The sequence below is a fragment of the Labrys sp. HAY1-8F genome, from assembly GCF_056754975.1.
In genome coordinates this window covers 3,714,446-3,733,570 of sequence record NZ_JBPGWZ010000002.1, presented here as the reverse complement: position 1 = coordinate 3,733,570, position 19,125 = coordinate 3,714,446, and the positions used below count along the sequence as shown (strand labels likewise).

23 protein-coding genes and 1 tRNA gene are annotated in these 19,125 nt (G+C 64.3%); 10 read left to right on the top strand and 14 right to left on the bottom strand.

What is annotated here, in order from left to right:
- Positions 1 to 200 precede the first annotated feature (200 nt).
- Genes ACR9ZN_RS26245 through ACR9ZN_RS26235 form a run of 3 tightly spaced genes read left to right on the top strand, consistent with a single transcriptional unit; the run spans position 201 to position 1,642 of the window.
- The gene (locus ACR9ZN_RS26245) at positions 201 to 665 is read left to right on the top strand and encodes a hypothetical protein (RefSeq protein WP_441772888.1); all 465 of its coding nucleotides are present in this window, start codon (positions 201 to 203) and stop codon (positions 663 to 665) included.
- Positions 662 to 1,345 (top strand): OmpA family protein, encoded by a 684-nt coding sequence (locus tag ACR9ZN_RS26240; protein ID WP_481273560.1) that lies wholly within the window; start codon positions 662 to 664, stop codon positions 1,343 to 1,345. The genes ACR9ZN_RS26245 and ACR9ZN_RS26240 overlap by 4 nt, the downstream gene beginning before the upstream one ends.
- 57 nt (positions 1,346 to 1,402) lie before the next feature.
- Positions 1,403 to 1,642: a hypothetical protein gene (locus ACR9ZN_RS26235; protein WP_481273559.1), complete on the top strand. Its 240-nt coding sequence runs from the start codon at positions 1,403 to 1,405 to the stop codon at positions 1,640 to 1,642.
- Positions 1,643 to 1,656: 14 nt separating this feature from the next.
- Here ACR9ZN_RS26235 and ACR9ZN_RS26230 read toward each other — a convergent pair whose 3' ends face one another.
- The 5 genes from ACR9ZN_RS26230 to ACR9ZN_RS26210 form a co-directional block, all read right to left on the bottom strand.
- Positions 1,657 to 2,043, bottom strand: coding sequence for a VOC family protein (locus ACR9ZN_RS26230; RefSeq protein WP_481273558.1), 387 nt, complete (start codon positions 2,041 to 2,043; stop codon positions 1,657 to 1,659).
- A gap of 112 nt (positions 2,044 to 2,155) precedes the next feature.
- A complete protein-coding gene (locus ACR9ZN_RS26225) occupies positions 2,156 to 2,521 on the bottom strand; it encodes a RidA family protein (RefSeq protein ID WP_481273557.1) in 366 nt (121 codons plus the stop codon).
- A gap of 237 nt (positions 2,522 to 2,758) precedes the next feature.
- Positions 2,759 to 3,598, bottom strand: coding sequence for a carbohydrate ABC transporter permease (locus tag ACR9ZN_RS26220; RefSeq protein WP_434959340.1), 840 nt, complete (start codon positions 3,596 to 3,598; stop codon positions 2,759 to 2,761).
- Positions 3,595 to 4,464, bottom strand: coding sequence for a carbohydrate ABC transporter permease (locus ACR9ZN_RS26215; RefSeq protein ID WP_454812116.1), 870 nt, complete (start codon positions 4,462 to 4,464; stop codon positions 3,595 to 3,597). The genes ACR9ZN_RS26220 and ACR9ZN_RS26215 overlap by 4 nt, the downstream gene beginning before the upstream one ends.
- A gap of 183 nt (positions 4,465 to 4,647) precedes the next feature.
- Positions 4,648 to 5,883, bottom strand: a complete 1,236-nt coding sequence (locus ACR9ZN_RS26210; protein WP_481273556.1) for an ABC transporter substrate-binding protein — start codon at positions 5,881 to 5,883, stop codon at positions 4,648 to 4,650.
- A 270-nt stretch (positions 5,884 to 6,153) separates the two neighbouring features.
- Between ACR9ZN_RS26210 and ACR9ZN_RS26205 the strand changes: the two genes are divergently transcribed.
- From ACR9ZN_RS26205 to ACR9ZN_RS26190, 4 genes are all read left to right on the top strand, one after another.
- On the top strand, positions 6,154 to 6,948 hold the full coding sequence (locus ACR9ZN_RS26205; protein ID WP_434959337.1) for an SDR family oxidoreductase: 795 nt from the start codon (positions 6,154 to 6,156) through the stop codon (positions 6,946 to 6,948).
- Between the two features lies 1 nt (position 6,949).
- Complete coding sequence (locus ACR9ZN_RS26200; RefSeq protein ID WP_481273555.1) at positions 6,950 to 8,017, top strand: ABC transporter ATP-binding protein; 1,068 nt, start codon at positions 6,950 to 6,952, stop codon at positions 8,015 to 8,017.
- A 165-nt stretch (positions 8,018 to 8,182) separates the two neighbouring features.
- The gene (locus tag ACR9ZN_RS26195) at positions 8,183 to 8,671 is read left to right on the top strand and encodes a hypothetical protein (RefSeq protein ID WP_481273554.1); all 489 of its coding nucleotides are present in this window, start codon (positions 8,183 to 8,185) and stop codon (positions 8,669 to 8,671) included.
- Between the two features lie 86 nt (positions 8,672 to 8,757).
- Positions 8,758 to 9,171: a hypothetical protein gene (locus ACR9ZN_RS26190; protein ID WP_481273553.1), complete on the top strand. Its 414-nt coding sequence runs from the start codon at positions 8,758 to 8,760 to the stop codon at positions 9,169 to 9,171.
- A gap of 51 nt (positions 9,172 to 9,222) precedes the next feature.
- Here the strand turns inward: ACR9ZN_RS26190 and ACR9ZN_RS26185 are convergent, their stop codons facing one another.
- The 7 genes from ACR9ZN_RS26185 to ACR9ZN_RS26155 all read right to left on the bottom strand — a co-directional run bounded on the left by ACR9ZN_RS26185 (position 9,223) and on the right by ACR9ZN_RS26155 (position 15,337).
- Positions 9,223 to 10,794 carry a GMC family oxidoreductase gene (locus tag ACR9ZN_RS26185; RefSeq protein ID WP_434959334.1) on the bottom strand — a complete coding sequence of 524 codons (1,572 nt, stop codon included), beginning with the start codon at positions 10,792 to 10,794 and terminating at the stop codon, positions 9,223 to 9,225.
- 188 nt (positions 10,795 to 10,982) lie between these two features.
- Positions 10,983 to 11,519 carry a twin-arginine translocation signal domain-containing protein gene (locus ACR9ZN_RS26180; RefSeq protein WP_434959333.1) on the bottom strand — a complete coding sequence of 179 codons (537 nt, stop codon included), beginning with the start codon at positions 11,517 to 11,519 and terminating at the stop codon, positions 10,983 to 10,985.
- 94 nt (positions 11,520 to 11,613) lie between these two features.
- Positions 11,614 to 11,988 (bottom strand): VOC family protein, encoded by a 375-nt coding sequence (locus ACR9ZN_RS26175; RefSeq protein ID WP_454812107.1) that lies wholly within the window; start codon positions 11,986 to 11,988, stop codon positions 11,614 to 11,616.
- Positions 11,989 to 12,018: 30 nt separating this feature from the next.
- Entirely contained in the window at positions 12,019 to 12,399 is a 381-nt protein-coding gene (locus ACR9ZN_RS26170; RefSeq protein WP_434959331.1) for a c-type cytochrome, read from the bottom strand.
- Between the two features lie 183 nt (positions 12,400 to 12,582).
- A complete protein-coding gene (locus ACR9ZN_RS26165; protein ID WP_068289590.1) occupies positions 12,583 to 12,894 on the bottom strand; it encodes a ribbon-helix-helix domain-containing protein in 312 nt (103 codons plus the stop codon).
- 143 nt (positions 12,895 to 13,037) lie between these two features.
- Complete coding sequence (locus ACR9ZN_RS26160; RefSeq protein ID WP_434959330.1) at positions 13,038 to 14,450, bottom strand: MFS transporter; 1,413 nt, start codon at positions 14,448 to 14,450, stop codon at positions 13,038 to 13,040.
- A 137-nt stretch (positions 14,451 to 14,587) separates the two neighbouring features.
- On the bottom strand, positions 14,588 to 15,337 hold the full coding sequence (locus ACR9ZN_RS26155; RefSeq protein ID WP_481273552.1) for a sulfite exporter TauE/SafE family protein: 750 nt from the start codon (positions 15,335 to 15,337) through the stop codon (positions 14,588 to 14,590).
- 82 nt (positions 15,338 to 15,419) lie between these two features.
- Here ACR9ZN_RS26155 and ACR9ZN_RS26150 point away from each other — a divergent pair, with 82 nt between their 5' ends.
- A complete protein-coding gene (locus ACR9ZN_RS26150; RefSeq protein ID WP_434959328.1) occupies positions 15,420 to 16,325 on the top strand; it encodes a LysR family transcriptional regulator in 906 nt (301 codons plus the stop codon).
- Positions 16,326 to 16,328: 3 nt separating this feature from the next.
- On the opposite strand, the gene ACR9ZN_RS26145 is transcribed toward ACR9ZN_RS26150, so the two are convergent.
- Positions 16,329 to 17,099 (bottom strand): hypothetical protein, encoded by a 771-nt coding sequence (locus ACR9ZN_RS26145; RefSeq protein ID WP_481273551.1) that lies wholly within the window; start codon positions 17,097 to 17,099, stop codon positions 16,329 to 16,331.
- A gap of 297 nt (positions 17,100 to 17,396) precedes the next feature.
- On the opposite strand from ACR9ZN_RS26145, the gene ACR9ZN_RS26140 reads away from it, so the two are divergent.
- A complete protein-coding gene (locus ACR9ZN_RS26140; protein ID WP_434959326.1) occupies positions 17,397 to 17,708 on the top strand; it encodes a hypothetical protein in 312 nt (103 codons plus the stop codon).
- 198 nt (positions 17,709 to 17,906) lie between these two features.
- Here ACR9ZN_RS26140 and ACR9ZN_RS26135 read toward each other — a convergent pair.
- A tRNA-Ala gene (locus tag ACR9ZN_RS26135) sits at positions 17,907 to 17,982 on the bottom strand.
- Positions 17,983 to 18,098: 116 nt separating this feature from the next.
- Here ACR9ZN_RS26135 and cbiB point away from each other — a divergent pair.
- Positions 18,099 to 19,082 carry an adenosylcobinamide-phosphate synthase CbiB gene (gene cbiB, locus ACR9ZN_RS26130; protein WP_481273550.1) on the top strand — a complete coding sequence of 328 codons (984 nt, stop codon included), beginning with the start codon at positions 18,099 to 18,101 and terminating at the stop codon, positions 19,080 to 19,082.
- Positions 19,083 to 19,125 lie beyond the last annotated feature (43 nt).

The following is a 19,125-nucleotide window of genomic DNA, read 5'->3' as shown; positions in this document are numbered from 1 at the left end:
TGACGCATCCAGGCTGTCGTAATGCCCTGGCCCGGTCGCAGCCTCAACCCTTCTATCCACAGCCTATAGCTGTAGATGATCCCACAGTTGAACTGCCGACAGGCCCGGTGATAGTTTCGCTCTGAAATCCATAAGCTTGCAGCGATCTTTTGGATTTCATTGGGGTACTGGGGAGACTTGCGGTGTCGGAAAAGTTTGGAATGAAGCCATTTTTTGCGCGCGTGGTCGCGGCGGCCGGTTTGGCGTTGGCGATGGCTGCCCCATCGGTGGCCGAGGAGGCAGCCCGGGTGGTGCATCAGGGCAGCGTGCAGACCAGCGTTCCGGCCGGCGTCACGGTGATCGTCAAGAAGATCACGCTGGGCGATGACGCCACGGTGGTCAGCCTCGTCGCCTCCTTCGACAGCCGGCAGACCAATCGCGTCAATCTCAACGACGTCAACGCCTTCCTCGACATCGGTAACGACCAGAAGCTCAGCCTGCGTCAGCCCGAGGACAATCCCTATCTGATGATCCAGAACGGCCAGAGTATGGATGGCGAACTGGTGTTTCCCGGCCGCATTCCGGCCGATGCCGGCGAGGTCCGGCTGGTCTTCAACGACGGCAATGCGGGCGATGACCTCAACGCCCCCGGCCTGACGCTCAAGATCCCGGTCAAGGCGCAATGAGGCGCCTCGGCGCCGCCGCGGCGCTGCTGGGCCTGGCTCTTCCGGCGCTGCCGGCCTCGGCCCTCATTATCGAGCATCGCCGCGAGCCGATCGGCGGGCAGCCGACCGCGTTTCGCCCCAGCGATATCGGCGCGAGCCGCTGGCACCCCTATGCCTTGCCACCCACGCGCTTTACGCCGCAGGCTCCCGCAAGCCGGCTCGGCCCGGCCGGCGGGACGACCAGCCTGCGCCTCAGGGAGGTGCCGGCCAAGCTGCGCAGCCGCACGCAGGCGTTGCTCGAGCAGTTCGGCGCCCGCGAGAGCGAGGGCAAGATCCTGATCAGCCTGCCCGGCGACGTGCTGTTCGACTTCGACAAGACCGACATCCGCGCCGATGCCAAGCCCGTGCTGGCACGGCTCATCGAGGTGCTCAAGGCCTTCCCCAAGGCGCCTGTAGAGATCGGTGGCCATACCGACGCCAAGGGCGAGGACGACTACAATCTCGCTTTGTCCGAACGCCGGGCCGCCTCGGTCAAAGCCTATCTCGCCCGCGGCAAGATCGGTCCCGCGCGCCTGGCCATCAAAGGCTATGGCGAGACTCGCCCCATCGCGCCCAACCAAAAGGCCGGCGGCGCCGACGATGCCGAGGGCCGCCAGCGCAACCGCCGGGTCGAGTTCGAGATCGGCAAGCCGCCCGAATAACGGGCGCTTCCGTCCCGGCGACCAAGCAACCATCACGATCAAGCGAAAGGCGACACCATGGCATTGATTCCCTGCCCTGCCTGTACCCAGCGCGTCTCGGAACAGGCGCTCGCCTGCCCATCCTGCGGGCATCCGATAGCCGTCGCCGGCGAGGGCAAGCAGACGGCCATCCGCGTGCTGGGCGGCGTCGCCGGCACCTATGTGTCGGCCAACGCCCTGGTGCAACTCGTGCTCGGCGTGGTGTTCTGCATCAGTGTGGCCGCAGTGATCATGACGGTCATCATCGTCAACGGCTGAACCGCGGCACCCGCTCAGACCGCCACCTTGGTGCAGATTTCGACCAGGCAACCATTGTTGTCGCGCACATAGGCGACGATTTGGCCCCAGGGCTTCTGCGCCGGCGGCGATACCGCCTGCGCTTCCGCGAACAGGGCCTTCTTGTAGGCGAGTTCGACATCGTCGACCACCAGCGCGATCTCGATGCCCGCCGGCGGCGCATCCGGCCGGTTGGGCTGGAAGGGGCCGGTCATGTCAGTGACGAAGCGCTCATCGGCAAAGCACAGCGAGGTCTCGCCGGTAACGAGTTCGGCGAACTGCCCCTCGGCGATGAAGCGTGTCTCCAGCCCGAAGGCCTGCTTGTAGAAGGCCGAGGTCTCGACGACGTCACGGACATAATGGACGACATAACCGAGCTTCATGGGCGTGTTCCCTATTTGTTCGCATAAGCGATAAAACAAAGAGCCAGTTTTGTCCAGTCCGAGAAGCGGGATTTTGGGGTGAGTCGAGAGGCACTCCCTCACCCCTGGCCTTTCACAGCGGCTTGTAGGCGATCGCCTCGATCTCGATCCTGATGTCGATCATCAGCCGCGCCTCGAGCGTGGTACGGGCCGGCGGATTGGCGGGGAAATAGCTGCCATAGACCTTGTTGAAGGCACCGAAATCGCGGGCATCGGCCAGGATCACGGTGGTCTTGACCACGTCCTCCAGCCCGGCCCCGGCCAGGGCCAGAGCCTTGCCGAGATTCTCCATCACCTGGCGGGTCTGCGCCTCGATGCCACCCGGCACCACCGAACCGTCCGGCAGGGTCGGCACCTGGCCGGAAATGTGAATGCTGTCACCCGCCCGAACGGCCGGGGACAGGGGGACATGGGAGGTGCCGAAATGCTGCTTGGTCATGGGAATTCCTTCAGAGGGATCAAAGACACGGCACTTGCCGCCCCCTCGCCCCGCCCGCGGGGAGAGGGTAAGGGTGAGGGGCAGCATGGATGTCTGCCAAAACAAACGCTGAGCCGCCCCTCACCTCTATCCTCTCCCCGTAAATACGGGGAGAGGAGGCGCAAGCGTCGCGCTCATTTGTCACTCTTATCATCTCGCCCCACCGCTACGAGGCAGCAACACACGCGGATCGCTGTCTTACTTCACTGCACCTAGCGCCAGGCCGCGCATCAGATAGCGCTGCAGCCAGGTGAACAGGATCGCGATCGGGATGGTCGCCGCCAGGGCGGCCGCCATCACATAGTTCCATTCCACCGTATAGCGCCCGGCCACTAGGTTCACCACCTGCAAGGGCAGCGTATAGGCCTCCTGCTTGCGCAGCATGGTGAGGGCGATGACATATTCGTTCCAGGCATTGATGAAGGTAAAGATCGCCGTCACCGCCATCGCCGGCAACGCCAGCGGCAGGAATACCTTGACCAGCGTGGCGAAGGGACCGGCGCCCTCGATCCAGGCCGCTTCCTCCAGATCCTTGGGGATGGTGGAGAAATAGCTCTGCAGCATCCACACCGCGAAGGCGAGGTTGAAGGCGATGTAGATGAAGGTCACGCCGCTCAGGCTGTCGATCAGCTGAAATCCGAGGCGGTTGCCGAGCTCCACCAGGAGACGGAACAGGCCGAAGACCAGCACGATAGGTGACAGCATCTGCGAGATCAGCAGGAACTGGCGGAAGGCCCCACGCGCGGCGAAGCGGTAGCGGCTGAGCGCATAGGCCGCGGGAATGGCGACGAGCACCGTCAGCACGGTGGTGACCAGCGACACGATCAGCGAATTGACGAGCGCCGGCCCGAAGGCGGTCTCGGTATACATGGTGATGAAATTGCTCCAGACCGGCCGGCTCGGCCACCAGGAGGAGGACAACATCTCCTCCGTCGGCTTGAGCGCAGTCACCAGCATCACGGCGAAGGGAAAGAGCGTGAGGACGACCAAGGGCGCCAGCAAGACCCAGTAGAGGATGGAGCGTTTGAGCTTGCTCATGCCTGTTCCTCCTCGCGCATGGCCAGCCGCACATAGATGATGGCGAAGACGAGCAGCAGCCCGAACATGATGATCGACACCGCTGCCGCCTCGCCGAACTTACCCAGGCGGAAGGCGAGCTTATAGAGATAGGTCACCAGGATGTCGGTGGAATTGGCCGGGCCGCCCTGCGTGGTCACCCAGATGATCGGGAAGGAATTGAACACGTTGATGGTGTTCATCACCAAGGCGATGTTGATGAAGGGCTTCAGCAGGGGCAGCGTGATGTGGGTGAATTGCTGCCAGCGGCTCGCGCCCTCCACCGCGCCGGCATCGTAGAGATCGTCGGGCACCGAGGAGAGGCCGCCGAGGAAGATCGTCACCGTGAAGGGAATCGAGACCAGGATGCCGATCAGGATCTGCATCGGGAAGGCGGTGGTGGCGTCCGCCAGCCATTCGATATTGCTGTTGATCAGCCCCAGGCCCCGCAGCCCGGAATTGAGCATGCCGCTCTCGCCGTTGAGCGCCCAGCGCCAGACCACCGCCGTCATGGCGAGCGACACCGCCCAGGGCAGCATGATGATGACGCGGGCCAGGCTCCGCCCGTAGAAATCATCGTTGAGGATGAGGGCGATCGGCACAGAGACGATCAGCGTGCCGGCCACCACGCCCACAGTCCAGACCAGCGTGCGCCACAGCGCCGCGAGAAAATCGGGATCGGCGAACAGGGCCTGAAAATTGGCGAGGCCCGAAAACTCCCTGAGCATGCCGAAACGGTTGACGTCATGCAGCGAAATCTGGCCAATCTGGTAGAGCGGCCAGAAGATGATGAAGGCCGCCATCAGGAAGCTGGGCAGGATCAGAAGATAGGGTGTCGCACGCCCCATGCAGTGTGTGTCTCCTCGGCGCGAAGGGAATGGCTGATTGGTCTTTTACAGCACGAACTGTGCTGCCCCACACCCTTACCCCAGTCCACTCCAAAAGGAGTGGACTGGGGTAAGGATGAGGGGCAGCTTATCGCTTACCCATGGAGCAGCGATCATTCGCTGCCGCCTCCACCCGTCATCCCGTTATTTTTTGGCGAGGATGCCGTTGACCTTGGCAGCCGCTTCCTTGAGCGTCGGTTCGATCTCGCCCTTGCCCAGATAGATGGTCTGGATCGCATTGGAGGTGGTCTGGGCAATGTCTTCCCAGCCGGGGATCACCGGCGCGAAGATGGCGCCGGGCAGGAGGGAGGCGAACACCTTCAGGTCCGGATCGTCGGCGAAATGGGGATCCTGGGCTTCCTTGGCGTTCACCGGCAGGAAGCCTTCGTTCTTGTCGAAGGCGGTGCGCTGCTCGGTGGAGAACAGGAAGACGAGGAATTTGAAGGCCTCGTCCTTCACCTTGGAGTTCTCGAACAGCACGATCGAATCGGTCACGCCATAGGTAAAGGGCTTGCCTTCAGGCCCGATCGGGATCGGCGCCACGCCATATTTCAAATTGGGCGCTTCCTTCTTGATCTGGCCGGAGAGGAAGGGCGCGGTGATCACAGTGGCGACCTTGCCCTGCTTGAACAGGTTCTGCACGTCCTCACGGGCATAGGAGGTCACACCCGGCTCGGTGAGGCCGCCGTCGATGAAGCCCTTATAGAGCTTGGCGGCATCAATAGCCGCCTGGCTGTCGAGGCCGGACTTGCCGTCCTTGACGATCGTCCCGCCATTGGCCCACAGCCCGTAGTAGAAATAGACGTCCGTCTCGATTTCCTTGCCCTGCAGGCCGAAGGGAGCCACGTCAGGCGAAGACGCCTTGATCTTGGCGGCGGCGGCCTGGAAATCGGTCCAGGTCTTGGGGAACTCGGTCACGCCGGCTTTGGCGAAGACGTCCTTGTTGTAATACATGCCGCGGGCGGAAGCCGCGATCGGCAGACCGTAGGTCTTGCCGTCCATCACCGAAGGCGACAGGAAGGTCGGGATGAAGCTGCCCTTGAACTCGGGCGTGATGTAGCTGTCGAGCGGAGCGACCACACCCTGCGAGACATAATCGAGCAGCCAGCGCGTTCCGATGATCGAAAGATCGGCATTGGTGCCGGCCGAAATGTCGGTGGTCAGCTTCTGCTGAAGATTGTCCCACGGCACCACTTCGATCTCGACCTTGGTGTCGGGATTGGCTTTCTGGAACGCCTCCGCGGCTTCCTTGAAATAGGGGCCGGTCGCCTTCGAATATTCGGCGATGGTCACGCGCACCGTGCCCGCCTGTGCCGTGGCGGCGCAGGCCAGGAGACTGGCGCCTGCGAGCAGCATCGCCATCCGTCCGATCATTGTCATGAAACGTCCCCGTCCTTGTCATTGCTGCGGTCGTTGCCGCGCCCCCGCGCGCCTCGCCGCAAGAGGGCGCTAATGTTCCCCGTAATCGAAAACCGCGCAAGCAGATTTGACCAATCGGCACACAGCCGACGTGGAATTGTCAGTCCTATCGCATTACCCCCAATCTTCACTGGCGGGAGGCGGCATGCGGCTTTGCCTTCGCGCCATCGGCATGCATAGATGGCGCCCGTTTTCGTTCGCAAAGAACCATCCGTTCTCACGAGTCTTCCGATGTCCGATCCTGCCAGCCACCCCGATCCCTTCGGCCTCTCGGGGCGCCATGTCCTGGTCACCGGCGCCGGCGGGGGCATAGGGCGGGCGATGATCGAAGCCTTCCGCCACGCCGGCGCCATGGTCTCCGGCGCAGACCGGGATGCGTCCCTCCTGGAAAGCCTGCCTCTGCAGCACCGACTCGTTTTCGACCTCACCGACGCCAAGGCCTGCACCGATGCGATCACCGGATTGGTGGCACAGGGCAACACGCCTGACATCCTGGTCAACAATGCCGGTTTCACCCGCGCCGAGACGCTGGATGACGTCGACGACGCGGTCTGGGACAGTGAGTTGGCCATCAACCTCACCGGCGCTTTCCATGTCACCCGGCCCGTGATGGAAGCGATGGTGGCACGCGGCGGCGGCTCGGTCGTCTTCGTCGCCTCGGTCAACGGGCTCGGCCATTACGGCAACCCGGCCTATTCGGCCGCCAAGGCCGGGCTGATCGCCTATGCCAAGTCGATCGCGGTGGAAGCCGGCCGGAACGGCATCCGCGCCAATGTGGTCTGCCCCGGCTCGGTACGCACGCCGGCCTGGGACCATCGCCTTGCCAAGGATCCGACGATCCTCGAAGATGTCGTCTCCCATTACCCTCTCGGGCGGATGGTGCGCCCCGAGGACGTCGCCAATGCCGCCGTCTTCCTGGCCTCCCCGCTCGCCGCCGGCGTGACGGGGGCGGTCCTGCCGGTCGATGGCGGCCTGACCGCCGGCAATCTGCGCTTCGTGCGCGACATCATCGAGAGGAGGTCGTGACATGGCGGGCCTGCAGGTCAAGGCGCTGCAAAAGCGATATGGCTCGGCCGTGATCCTCAAGGGCATCGACCTCGATGTCCGCGACGGCGAATTCGTGGTGCTGGTCGGCCCCTCCGGCTGCGGCAAGTCCACGCTGCTGCGCATGATCGCCGGTCTCGACGAGATTTCGGACGGCGAATTGTGGATCGGCTCGAAGCTTGCCAACAAGCTGTCGCCGCAGCAGCGCAACATCTCCATGGTGTTCCAGAGCTACGCTCTGTTTCCGCACATGACGACGCGCGCCAATATCGGCTTTGGCCCGCGCATGCGCGGCGAGAGCGCCCAATCGATCGAGCCGCGCGTCAAGAAGGCCGCCGGCGTGCTCAATCTCCACGACTATCTCGACCGCTATCCCCGCCAGCTCTCCGGCGGCCAGCGCCAGCGCGTTGCCATGGGCCGCACCATCGTGCGCCAGCCCGAGTTGTTCCTGTTCGACGAGCCGCTCTCCAATCTCGACGCCAAGCTGCGCGTGCAGATGCGCACCGAGATCAAGGCGCTGCACCAGGACCTGAAGACCACCATCGTCTATGTCACGCATGACCAGATCGAGGCTATGACCATGGCCGACCGCATCGTGGTGATGAATGCCGGTCATATCGAGCAGGTCGGCACGCCGCTCGAACTCTACGACCGGCCGGCCAACCGCTTCGTGGCGAGCTTCCTCGGCTCGCCCTCGATGGGCTTCATTCCCGGCACGGTCGAGAAGGGCGACGGCATACCCCGTTTGCGAACGCAGAACGGCCTCTCGCTGCCGATGGGCGACAGCACCGCTACCTCCGGCCAGGCCGTCGAGATCGGCATCCGCCCTGAGCATTTCCTGCTCGGCAATGAACAGAACGGCTTTCCCTTCGTGGTCGGCGTGGTCGAGCCCACCGGGGCGGAGACCCATCTGTTCGGTACCATCGACGGCATCGCGATGCGCGCCGTGTTCCGCGAGCGCCTGTCGCCCCAGCCGGGCGAGACGTTCCACCTCAATGTCGACCGTGCGAATGTCCACGTCTTCGATCCGCAGAGCGGTGCGCGGCTGTAAGGCGGGAGGCTAGGGATTTCGTGCCTCTGGTCTCGCTGAGGGTCGTGCGAGACGGGGTGGTCAATGAAGAGACTCGACGCTCGCGCCCCCTCGCCCCGTTTACGGGGAGAAGGGGGTGTCAGTGTCGCGCCAGCTATTCAAACCGGTTTCCTTTCAGGACCTTGCATGCCCTTCGACACCAATCCCTTCCCCGACGATCCCGAACGCCACGCCCTGTGGGAGATGCTGGTCCGCCGCGACATCGAGGCCTATCTCAAGGCGGACTGGCCGGCAGTGGAGGGCGATTTCCTCGCCGAAAGCTTCTTCGGCCTGAGCGGCCTCAAATCCGCCAATCCGGACGAATGGCGCATGATCTTTCCGCGCCTCGATGATTACCGCGACCGCTGGCTGAGCCAGGCCAGGCTCTCGGCGGCCACCGCCTATGCCGAACCGCGCCGCGAGGCACTCTATCGCATCACTTCGCTGCAAGAGATCGACATCAACGGCGAGCGGGCGGTGGCACACAAGAAGTTCGACGGCACCATCGCCAAGGCCGACGGCAGCATCGATGCCATCAACTGGCAGACCCTTTATCTGTGCAACCGGGTCGACGGAAACTGGAAGATCGCCGGCTTCGTCGGTTACCTGCCCAATCCGATGGGGACAGCAAGCTGAGCAGGGCGGGCTGACATCGACGCTATTGCCGCCCCGTGCCATGGTTTGGGCTGAAGCCTCCGACAACAATGAAAAGATGGCCGAGAATGCGCGTCAATCATGAGAGTCAGTCCCTCGGACGCAAGCTGCCCTTCCCTATCGCCCTCCTCTTCGTTGTAGGCAGCGGCATCGCCCTGGCAGCCTGCGCATCGGGAAGCGGCATCGACAAGCGGCAGGTCCGTCAGGACGCCGCCGCCAGATGCGCCAGCGCCCAGGACAAGACCGGTTGCCAGCAAGCCCAGAGCCGGCGGCTTGTCGACGAGGGGTACATCTCGATCTGCCGCGCCAAGGGGCTGGCGGACCATTCCCCGGCGATGAAACGCTGCAGGGGCGAACTTGCCTATGCCGACTGCGTCCGCACCATCAGCGATTATCAGGGCTACACCGCCCAGATGAATCCGCGCGGCCCCTGGGAAGCCCCACCCAGCGCCGTCTGCAAGAGCCATCTGGTCGCGGATTGAGCAGGATTTTACGGTGCGGGAGGCTCACTCGGCGCCTCCCGCGCCTCGTCCCTACAGCTCCCCTTTCTTCAGGCTGGAAGCGATGAAGTCGGCCTGCCGGATGGCGAGCGCCACGATGGTCAATGTGGGATTCTCCGCGCCTCCGCTGGTGAACTGGCTGCCATCCGAGACGAACAGATTCTTGATGTCGTGCGTCTGGCCGTGCTTGTTGACCACGCCATCGGAAGCCTTGGCACTCATGCGGTTGGTGCCGAGATTGTGGGTGGAGGGATAGGGCGGCGTCGGGAAGGTCCTGACGGCGCCCACAGCCTCATAGATCGCCCGCCCCTGCCGATAGGCATGGTTGCGCATGGCGGTGTCGTTCTCGTGGTCGTCGAAATGCACATTGGCGACCGGCATGCCCGCCTTGTCCTTGGCGCTTGCATGCAGGGTGATGCGGTTGGCCTCGCTCGGCATGTCCTCGCCGACGATCCACATGCCGGCCATGTGGTCGTAACTGTCGAGGGCGGAGGTGAAGGATCGCCCCCAGGCGCCGGGATCGAGGAAGGCTGCCATGAAGGGCAGGCCGAGCGACAGCGTCTCCAGCTCATAGCCGCCGGCGAAGCCGCGCTTGGGGTCGTGGCGCGCCTCGTCCCGCACGATGCCGGCCATGGTAGTGCCGCGATACATGTGCACCGGCTTTTCGAAAACGCCGTAGACCGAGCCGGTGGTATGGCGCATGTAGTTGCGGCCGACCTGGCCGGAGCTGTTGGCCAAGCCGTCCGGGAACAGGTTCGAGGCCGAGTTGAGCAGCAGACGCGGGCTCTCGATGGAATTGCCGGCAACCGCGACGACGCGCGCCTTCTGGCGCTGCGTCTTGCCGTCCTTGTCGAGATAGACCACGCCGGTGACCTTGCCCTTCGCATCATGCTCGATCTTGACGGCCTGGCTGTTCGGCCGAACCTCGAGATTGCCGGTCTCCTCTCCCTTCGGGATCTCGGCATAGAGGGTCGACCATTTCGCGCCCGATTTGCAGCCCTGGAAACAGAAGCCGATCTGCTGGCAGGAGCCGCGCCCGTCGCGCGGCTGGCTGTTGATCGCCATGCGCCCGGTATGCACTTCCTTGTAGCCGAGCTTCTTGGCGCCGGCTTCCAGCACCTTGTAGTTGTTGTTGCCGGGCAGGCCGGGAATGTTGTTGGTGCGTGTCACCCCCATCTTGTCCTCGGCCTTGGCATAATAGGGCTCGAGTTCGGCGAGGGTGATCGGCCAATCCAGAAGATTGGCGCCCGGCAGGCTGCCATAGGTGGAACGGATCTTGAACTCGTGTTCCTGGAGGCGCAGCGAGGCGCCGGCCCAGTGCACGCTCGATCCGCCGACCGCCTTGACGATCCAGGCCGGCAAATTGGGGAAGTCCTTGTGCACGCGCCAGCTTCCGGAAGTGGTGCGCATGTCCTTCCAGGCGAGTTGGCCGAAGCTCTCCCACTCGTCGTTGACGAAGTCTTCGATCTCGTAGCGGCCGCCTGCTTCCAGGATCACGACCTTCACGCCCTTGAGGGCCAGTTCGGTGCCCAGCGTGCCGCCGCCGGCGCCGGAGCCGACGATCACCACGACGGAATCGTCGTTCAGATCAAAAGGAGCTGCCATGGTTCTGTCTCCTCCAGGGCGTCTTGCGCATGGACGGGCTCGTCTCAGGCCGCAAGGACGCGTCGAACCAAAGAATGAGAGTAAAAATGCGTTCTCGCTGAAACGCGCTTTGCTCGGGAATGGGTGCCGCCGGCAGGAAGACCCGGCCGGTCAGAATGATCGAGGGAATCCGGTTTCTGCAGGCCGGGTCAGAGCCACTCGATGTCGGAGAAGCCACGGTTGATGTAGCCGCCCTTGTCGGCGGAGGAGCCCTCATAGCCGAAGAGCGGCCAGACCTCCTTCTGGTTGTAGAGGCCGACCACGAGGCCTGAGCGCACGGCACCGAAGAAGGGCGATGCCTCGACCTTTCGAAGGATCGCAAGCCTCTCCTCTTCCCAGCCGAGATCGGCGTAGCGCTTGCCCCCTGCTGCGGCGGCCAGCCCGTCCAGCGTGGTCACGCCATCCTCGAACAGCGCCTTGCTGGCCGCATCCTTGCCCGCCTTGGCATCGAAGTCCTTGACGGCAATGGCGTAATAGCGATCGGGCAGCCGGTCGTGGGGATAGATGTCGCGCGACATCCGGATCAGCGTTTCCAGCGTCTCCGGCTTCAGCGTGGTGGCGTCCAGCGCCCAGGCCTCCCGCGGGCAATAGAGCGCGCCGCCGGAGACCACCAGCGCAACGCCGGTCGCAGCCGAGACGATAAAACCGCGACGGGACAGTTCACCCGCCTGCCTGGCTTTCTTCATGTTGTCCTCCCTGCATGTTGCGCCGGGGCTGCCATCGGCGCCCCGGTCTGCCGTTCTTGTGACGCCGAGCGGCCGCCTACAGGCGGCCGTTGGGCTATTTGTAGCGCCCGCCCCGCTGCAGCACCTCGATCTTGTAGCCGTCCGGATCCTGGATGAAGAAGAAGCGAGCGGCTCCCGAGCCATCCGGGAAGGACAGGGTCTTCAAATCGCCGGGTGCGAGGCCGAGGGCCGAGATCTTCGCATGCGTCGCAGCAAGGTCCGGCACGGAGATCGCCAGGTGGCCATAGCCGTCCCCGAGCTGATAGGGCTCGGTACGACCCTTGTTGACCGTCAGTTCCAGCTCGAAGCCGGTCTCGTCGCTCAGATAGATCAGGGTGAAGCTCTCGAAGGCGAAGCGGCCGGCGACATCGAGCCCAAAGGCCTTGCGATAGAAATCGACCGAACGCTCCTCGTCGAGAACGCGGATCATGCTGTGAATCATGCCCATGGGAACTGGCCTCTACTTTTGAACGCTGAGTGACTTGAGATAGGCAATGATCCGCGCCCGCTTGGCGGGATCGGCCTGGCGATAGGGCATGGTGGTGCCCGGCTTGAAGGCCTGGGCATTGGTGATCCACTTGTCGAGGCTGTCGCCATCCCAGGCGAAGCCGGCATTGGCGAGGGCCGCCGAATATTTGTAACCCGGATAGGTTCCCGCCTTGCGGCCGACGATCTCGGCCAGGTTCGGCCCCTGGCGTGGACCCGCCTTGGGATCGACGACATGACAGGTGCCGCAGCTGGTGACGAATTGCTTCTGGGCGGCGACGAGATCGTCGTCCGCCTGGGCGGTGGAGATGCCGAGCAGCCAGGCTCCCGCCATGACGGCAAGCGCCTTGCCCATCCCTCCTTGCGTCCCACCCATCATGACCGCCTGTTTGGTTTGCGACTATGGACAGGAGGTTAGGTGCCGGCTTCAGACACCGGGTAGTAATATTGCATTACACGTCGAGAATTCGGAAAATAGGTTGTCTTCAGGCAAAGCAGCGCGAAGCCCTGGCAGAACCGAGAGCAACGGCTGCCGGCCCTACTCCGCGGCGACGAGATCGAAGGCGGCAGGCCGGCGCGAAGCGGCCGGTCGCAGCTCGGCGACATATTTCAGGCAGCAGCAGCGCAGGAGCGAGGTGAAGTTGCGGACGTCGCCGTGAAGGTCCAGCACTTCGTCATGCAGGCGGGTGACGAAACGGCCGAGCGACATGCCCTGGTCGACCGCAAGCTCCTCCAGAATGTCCCAATAGACGGCTTCGAGGCGAATCGAGGTCGCGTGCCCGCCGATACGCACCGAACGCGTATGCGTCTCATAGGTCTCCGGCGGCTGGGAGGCGAACAGATGGCACATGGCATTCCCCCGATCGGTGCGTCCTTGCAATGCCTGCCGATTGCGGCACGTCGCAAAACGCTTTGCTTTCTTTGACTCTTTCCAAAGAGAGCGGGTCTGTCAATCGGCGAACGTCGCGCCCGGGCGTTGCTGGTATCGGGATGCTATTTCGCGCCTGCCCGCCGAACCCTGAGTTCGTTGCCGGCCTTGGCATCGAGGCCGATCATGTCGAGGATGGCGATGAAGGCGATCAATCCGATCACCGCGAAGGCGATCTGGAAATCGATCAGCGGCAGCGAGCCGTTCGTGCCCGGAAACCACAGCTCGGCAAGGCGCAGTGCTGCGGCAGCCACGCCGACGCCCAGGCCCATCGACATCTGTTGGGCGACGTTGAAGAGGGTGTTCGCCCCGCTCATGCGCGCTTCCGGCACGTCGGCGAAGGCGATGGTATTGAGGGCGGTGAACTGCATCGACCGCGTCAGGCCACTGGCGAACAGCAAGGCGCAGATCAGCGGGAAGGGCGTCGCCGGTGTCAGCAGCGCATAGGAAGAGATCAGCACGGCGTTGGCGAGGCCGTTGCCGAGCAGCACCTGGCGGAAGCTGAAGCGCCGCAGCACCGGCGTGGTGAAGGGCTTCATCACGATATTGCCGGCAAACACCCACAGCACCAGCAGGCCGGCCTGGTAGGCATCGAGCCCGAAGGCGAGCTGGAACATCAGGGGCGCCAGGAAGGGCACCGCGCCGATGGCGACGCGGAACACTGAGCCGCCCAAGATGGTGATGGAGAAGCTGCGGATGCGCAGGGCCCAGGGATCGACCAGGGGATGCTCAGCCCGCCTTGCATGGAGAACGGCGACTGTCGTGACCACGGCGCTCGCCGCCAGCCAGATCGCCGCCAGGGACATCGAGCTGTCCTGTCGCGAGATCAGGTCGAGGCCGTACATCAGGCCGAAGCAGGCAACGCCGATCAAGACGAAGCCGGTCCAGTCGAACGGCTTGGCGCCATCCGGCTTGCCGGCGGGGATCAGCTTCATGGTGAGGATGAAGCCGATGATGCCGAGCGGCACGTTGAGGAAGAAGATCCAGTGCCAGGTCGCATAGGTGGCGAGGAAGCCGCCGATGGGCGGGCCGAGCACGGGCGCCGCCAGGCCGGGCCAGGTGATGGTGGCGATCGCCCGCATCAGGTCCTGCTTGGCGGTATTGCGCAGCACGATCAGCCGCCCCACCGGCACCATCAGGGCGCCGCCGACGCCCTGCAGGATCCGCGCCGCCGTGAAGACCGGCAGGCTGGAACTGAGGCCGCACAGGATCGAGGCCACGGTGAAGATTACGATGGCCCAGCCGAACACGGCACGCGGGCCATATCTATCGGCGACCCAGCCGCTCGCCGGGATCAGCACGGCCAGAGTGAGCAGATAGGCGGAGATGCCGATATTGAGGTCGATCGGCTGCACGCCGAAGGATTCGGCCATCTGTGGCAGGGCGCTGACCACCACCGTGCCGTCCAGCATCTCCATGAAATAGGCGCCTGCGACGAGAAAGGCCAGGATGGAACTGCTCGCCGGCTTGGATGTCATGAAGGTCGGTTCCGAAGGCTGAAGGCGGCGGAAAGTTTCTGCCGCGCCATTGGTCGGACCATAGAAAAAGAAGACGAGACTGGAAAGGAAAAGCTGAAGATGGACCTAAAAGAGAACGATCGTTTCCAAATTCATTTTCACGCATAGGCCCTGACGAAGAAGGCTACGGTCATGCCGATCGCGATCACCAACGTAGCGAGGCGCACGGCGGCGGATGGCAGACGGCGGCCCGCCTGGGCACCGAGATAGCCGCCCGCGAGCGCCCCGCCTCCCACCATCAGCGTCTGCGTCCATTCCACCGCCCCGGCGAGCGCGAAGCAGAGGACGGCGGCGCTATTGGCGGCGGTGACCATCAGCGTGCGCGCTGGGTTCAGCGCCTTGAAGTCGGCTCCATCGAGCAGGCTCCAGGCCGCGATCATCATCAGCCCGACGGCGCCGCCGAAATAGCCGCCATAAAGGCCGAGCAGGACCTGGATCGCCAGCACCGCGGCAGGCCCCGCCGTCAGCCGCGCCCGCAACACAGCGCCGAGCCGAGGCCCGGCCGCCAGCATGAGGGTGGCGACCAGCAAGAGCCAGGGCAGCAGCTGGTCGAACATCGAGGTCGGCGTCCACAAGAGCAGCAGCGCGCCTGCCAAGCCGCCGGCCAGGGTGACGGCGAGCATCCATCCGGCCGGCGCGCCGCAGATCGGGGTGAAGCCGCTGCGATAGACATAAGCACTGGCCGCCCCGCCGGGATAGAGCGCCACCGTACTCGAAGCATTCGCCGCAACCGAAGGCACGCCCGCAGCGATCAGGGCCGGCAGCGTCACGAAGGAACCGCCGCCCGCCATGGCGTTCATCGCGCCAGCAAGCAGCCCGGCACCAGCAAGCAGGAGAAAATCGGACATGCAGGCTTCCTGACATTCGGCCGTCTGCTTGACAATCGGGAAGATCCGATCCCTTCCTTCGGATAAAACGAAGGAAAGGATCATGCGTTTCGATCTCACCGATTTGCGCTTGTTCGAGGCAGCGGTACGGGCTGGCAGCATTTCTGGCGGAGCCGAGCGCATGCATATGGCACTTGCCTCCGCCAGCGCCCGGGTGAGCGGCATGGAGGCCGCGCTCGGCACCGCCCTCCTCACCCGAAGCCGCCGCGGCGTCGAGCCGACCGCCGCCGGGCGGGCACTCCTGCATCACGCCCGCACCATCACCGCCCAGGTCGAGCAGATGCGCGGCGAGCTGCTGTCCTTTTCCTCCGGCCTCAAGGGCGAGATCCGCATGTTGTCGAACACCGCTGGGCTGGTCGAGCTGGTGCCGGCGGCACTGCGCGTCTTCCTGGCCAGCCATCCCGGCGTCGATATCGATCTGGAGGAAAGAACCAGCGCCGAGATCGTCGAGGCTGTCAGCGCCGGCACGGCCGAATTCGGCGTGATCGCTGCTACCGCCGATCTGGCCGAACTGGAAACGCGCGCCCTCGGCGTTGATCGCCTGGTGGCCGTAACGGCCAGTGCCAGCGCTCTCGCGGCCCGGCCGGAGATCGGCTTTGCCGAACTGATCGGCGAGCCTTTCGTCGGCCTCGCCGGGGGCGCCCTCACCGACCATCTCGCCCGCCAGGCAGGCCGCCTGGGACGGCGCATCGCCTACCGCGTCAGGCTGCGCAGCTTCGATGCCGTCGCTCGCCTGGTCGAGGCCGGCATCGGCGTCGGCGTACTGCCGCTCGCCGCCGTCGAGCGCTATGGCAGCCCGCACCTTGCCACGCTGCGCCTCAGCGACGGCTGGGCCGACCGGCACCTGGTGGTCTGCGCCAAATCCCTCGCCGGCCTGTCGATGCATGCCCGCCTGCTCATCGACGAACTCGAGCGGCAGGGGGCGTCTCCGCGAGATTTGAGTGGCTAGATCTCAGGCAAACACCACCTCGACCGTGCCGAGTTCTCCGAAATCGGCGGTAAAGGCCTGGCCGGCCACCGCCTGCAGGATCAGCGGTCCCCCGCCGATGGCGATGAGGTTGCCCGGCGGCACCTGCCGGCTGCGGCGCGCCAGATAGAGCGAAAGATCCGCGATGGCTGCCCTGACATCGGCCATTACACCTTCGCCATGGCTGCGGCCAACCACGGCGCCGTTCATGCTGGCGACGACCTCCATTCCCCTGAGATCGGCCAGGTGCCGGTCGTAGACGGGCACGCCCCTGCAGGTCGCGACATGCAGGCCGAAATCGGCCGTCGCCGTCCAGGAATTGAGCGGCACCGCGCCCTTCACCCGTCGGCCGAGGATCGTGATCATCGGCACGCAGCCGATGATGGCCTCCTCGATCTGCGCCGATGTCACTGGACGGTGCGGATCGGGATAGGAATCCCCCATCAGCAGGCCGAGGCTCCATTCGGCGCCCAGGACGCCCGGCGGCAGGCGCAAGAGGGTGTGACTGGGCAGCATGCTCGCACCGAGCAGCGGCCCGAACACCGGACCGTCGCATTGCAGGACGCGCCGGGTGGCCGGGATCGTCGCCGTTGCAAAATAGCCCACGACATTGTCGTCCATGGCGGCAAGCGCCGCATCCTGGACCTCCTCCGCCATCTGCTCCGATGAAATCAGGTGAAGCGGAAGATCGCCGATGCCGCTGCCGGAGCGATTGGAAGCCAGCGCCTCACCGAGTTCGGCAACCGACGCTCTCATTCTCATCCTCGATCGGTTCGAAGCCCTGCCCAGCAGCGCATTATACGGCTTTCCAAAGCTGGCCTTCAAATCAAGAGAGCATAATATTCCGCCCGCGTTTCATAAACGCCGCATAAGGAAAATGGATCGAGCGAAGACGATCGCCTGGGTGGGTGTCGTCCCTGCGGACAATGATACTTGCGAACGATACCCTGTTCGCCGGGGAACACTTGTCCGCCGCCATGTCTGCTTTGATTGCTCCGGCACCTCAGGGCAATCCGCGTTGTGGCGAAAATACACTGGGCGCCGGTGGATCGAATGAACATGCGCGCCCTCCTATCCGTCGCCCTCCTCGCCAATCTGGCAGCGGCCTGCACCTACGGTCCGGCTTCGATCGAGACCGTCAAACCCTTCACCGGAAACGTACCGAGAATTCCCGGTAATTACGCCACTGAAGCCAGGCTGCCGAAGCCGGCGCGGGATCTACCCACCATCGGCGTGCGAAGCACCCCGGAGTACCCGAACGCATCGAACGACTATCAAAGCTGCGTGAATGGAGCGACCCGGCACGAAGTCAACAATGTTGCCGGTGTCGAAGCCTGCAACGGGGCCTATGCCTACGCACAATGAGCCGAAATCGCACCCGGCCAGCCTGAACGCGGCGGGACGATGGCGCGGGCGGGAACGGTGACGCCGCTCGACCTATGCCATTAAGTAAACTTAATGTGAGTCAGATCGCCTGCCGGAATGCGATTGCGAGTGCACAAAAGGCGAAGACTTTACCGGGTATTTAAGGTTTCCCTGCCACGCATGGAGCGCGAAGCGGGATGGTGGAGCTGATGAGATTCGAACTCACGACCTCTGCAGTGCGATTGCAGCGCTCTCCCAACTGAGCTACAGCCCCGGCTGCCCGGAAGCGTCGCCATTTAGTGTTCGCGCCTCCCTCCTGTCAAGCGGCCTTGCCACGCATGCTCGTTCGGAGCGGGGTCGGAATCGATCAAGTTTGGTTTTGCCGTATCGATGGATGTTTTCTCTAGAATTCTCAGTCTGGCTATCGCCTGGGCTTTCGAAATGGTCTTCGGCTATCCGCGCTGGCTTTATGCGCGGATCGGCCACCCTGTCACCTGGATGGGCGCCCTCATCGGCTGGCTCGACCGGCGGCTGAACTTCGCGGAGGACGCCCCTTCCACCCGCCGGGGCGCCGGCATCGTCACCACCGGCATCCTGGTGCTGATCGCCGGGCTCGGCGGCTACATCGTGGAGCGGCTCTGCCTTTCCGTCACCTACGGCTTCATTCCGCTCGGCCTGATCGCCTCCTCGCTGATCGCCTCCAAAAGCCTGGGCGACCATGTCGAGGATGTCGCGCACGGGCTGGAGGTCGGTGGCCTGGCCGGCGGACGCAAGGCGGTCTCGATGATCGTCGGGCGCAATCCCGAAACCCTGGACGAGCCGGGCGTGTGCCGTGCCGCGATCGAGAGCCTGGCCGAGAATTTCTCCGACGGCGTGGTGGCGCCGGTGTTCTGGTATGCCCTGTTCGGCCTGCCCGGGATCGCCGTCTACAAGATCATCAACACCGCCGATTCGATGATCGGCCACCGTACCCCGCGCCACCAGGCCTTCGGCTGGGCCGCCGCGCGGCTCGACGACTGGCTGAACCTCATCCCCGCCCGCCTGACCGCCCTGATCATCAGCGCGGCCGCCTTCATCAGCCATCGCCGGGGGCGGGCCGCCATCACCGCCGTGCGGCGCGACGCCGGCAAGCATCGCTCGCCCAATGCCGGCTGGCCCGAGGCGGCCATGGCCGGCGCACTCGACCTGCGCCTCGCCGGCCCGCGCATCTATGGCGAGACCCTGGTGGAAGACGCCTATATGGGCAATGGCCGGGCCGATGCCGGCGCGGCCGATATACGCCGCGCCCTCGATCTCTACCACATGGCCTGCGTGATCCTGTCGGCCGTGATCGGCCTGCTGACCTTCTACCTGATCTACAAGCAGTATCAGTGAGCGCATCCCCTTTCCCGGGTGGAGGGAGGGGTTGGCGCGAGGG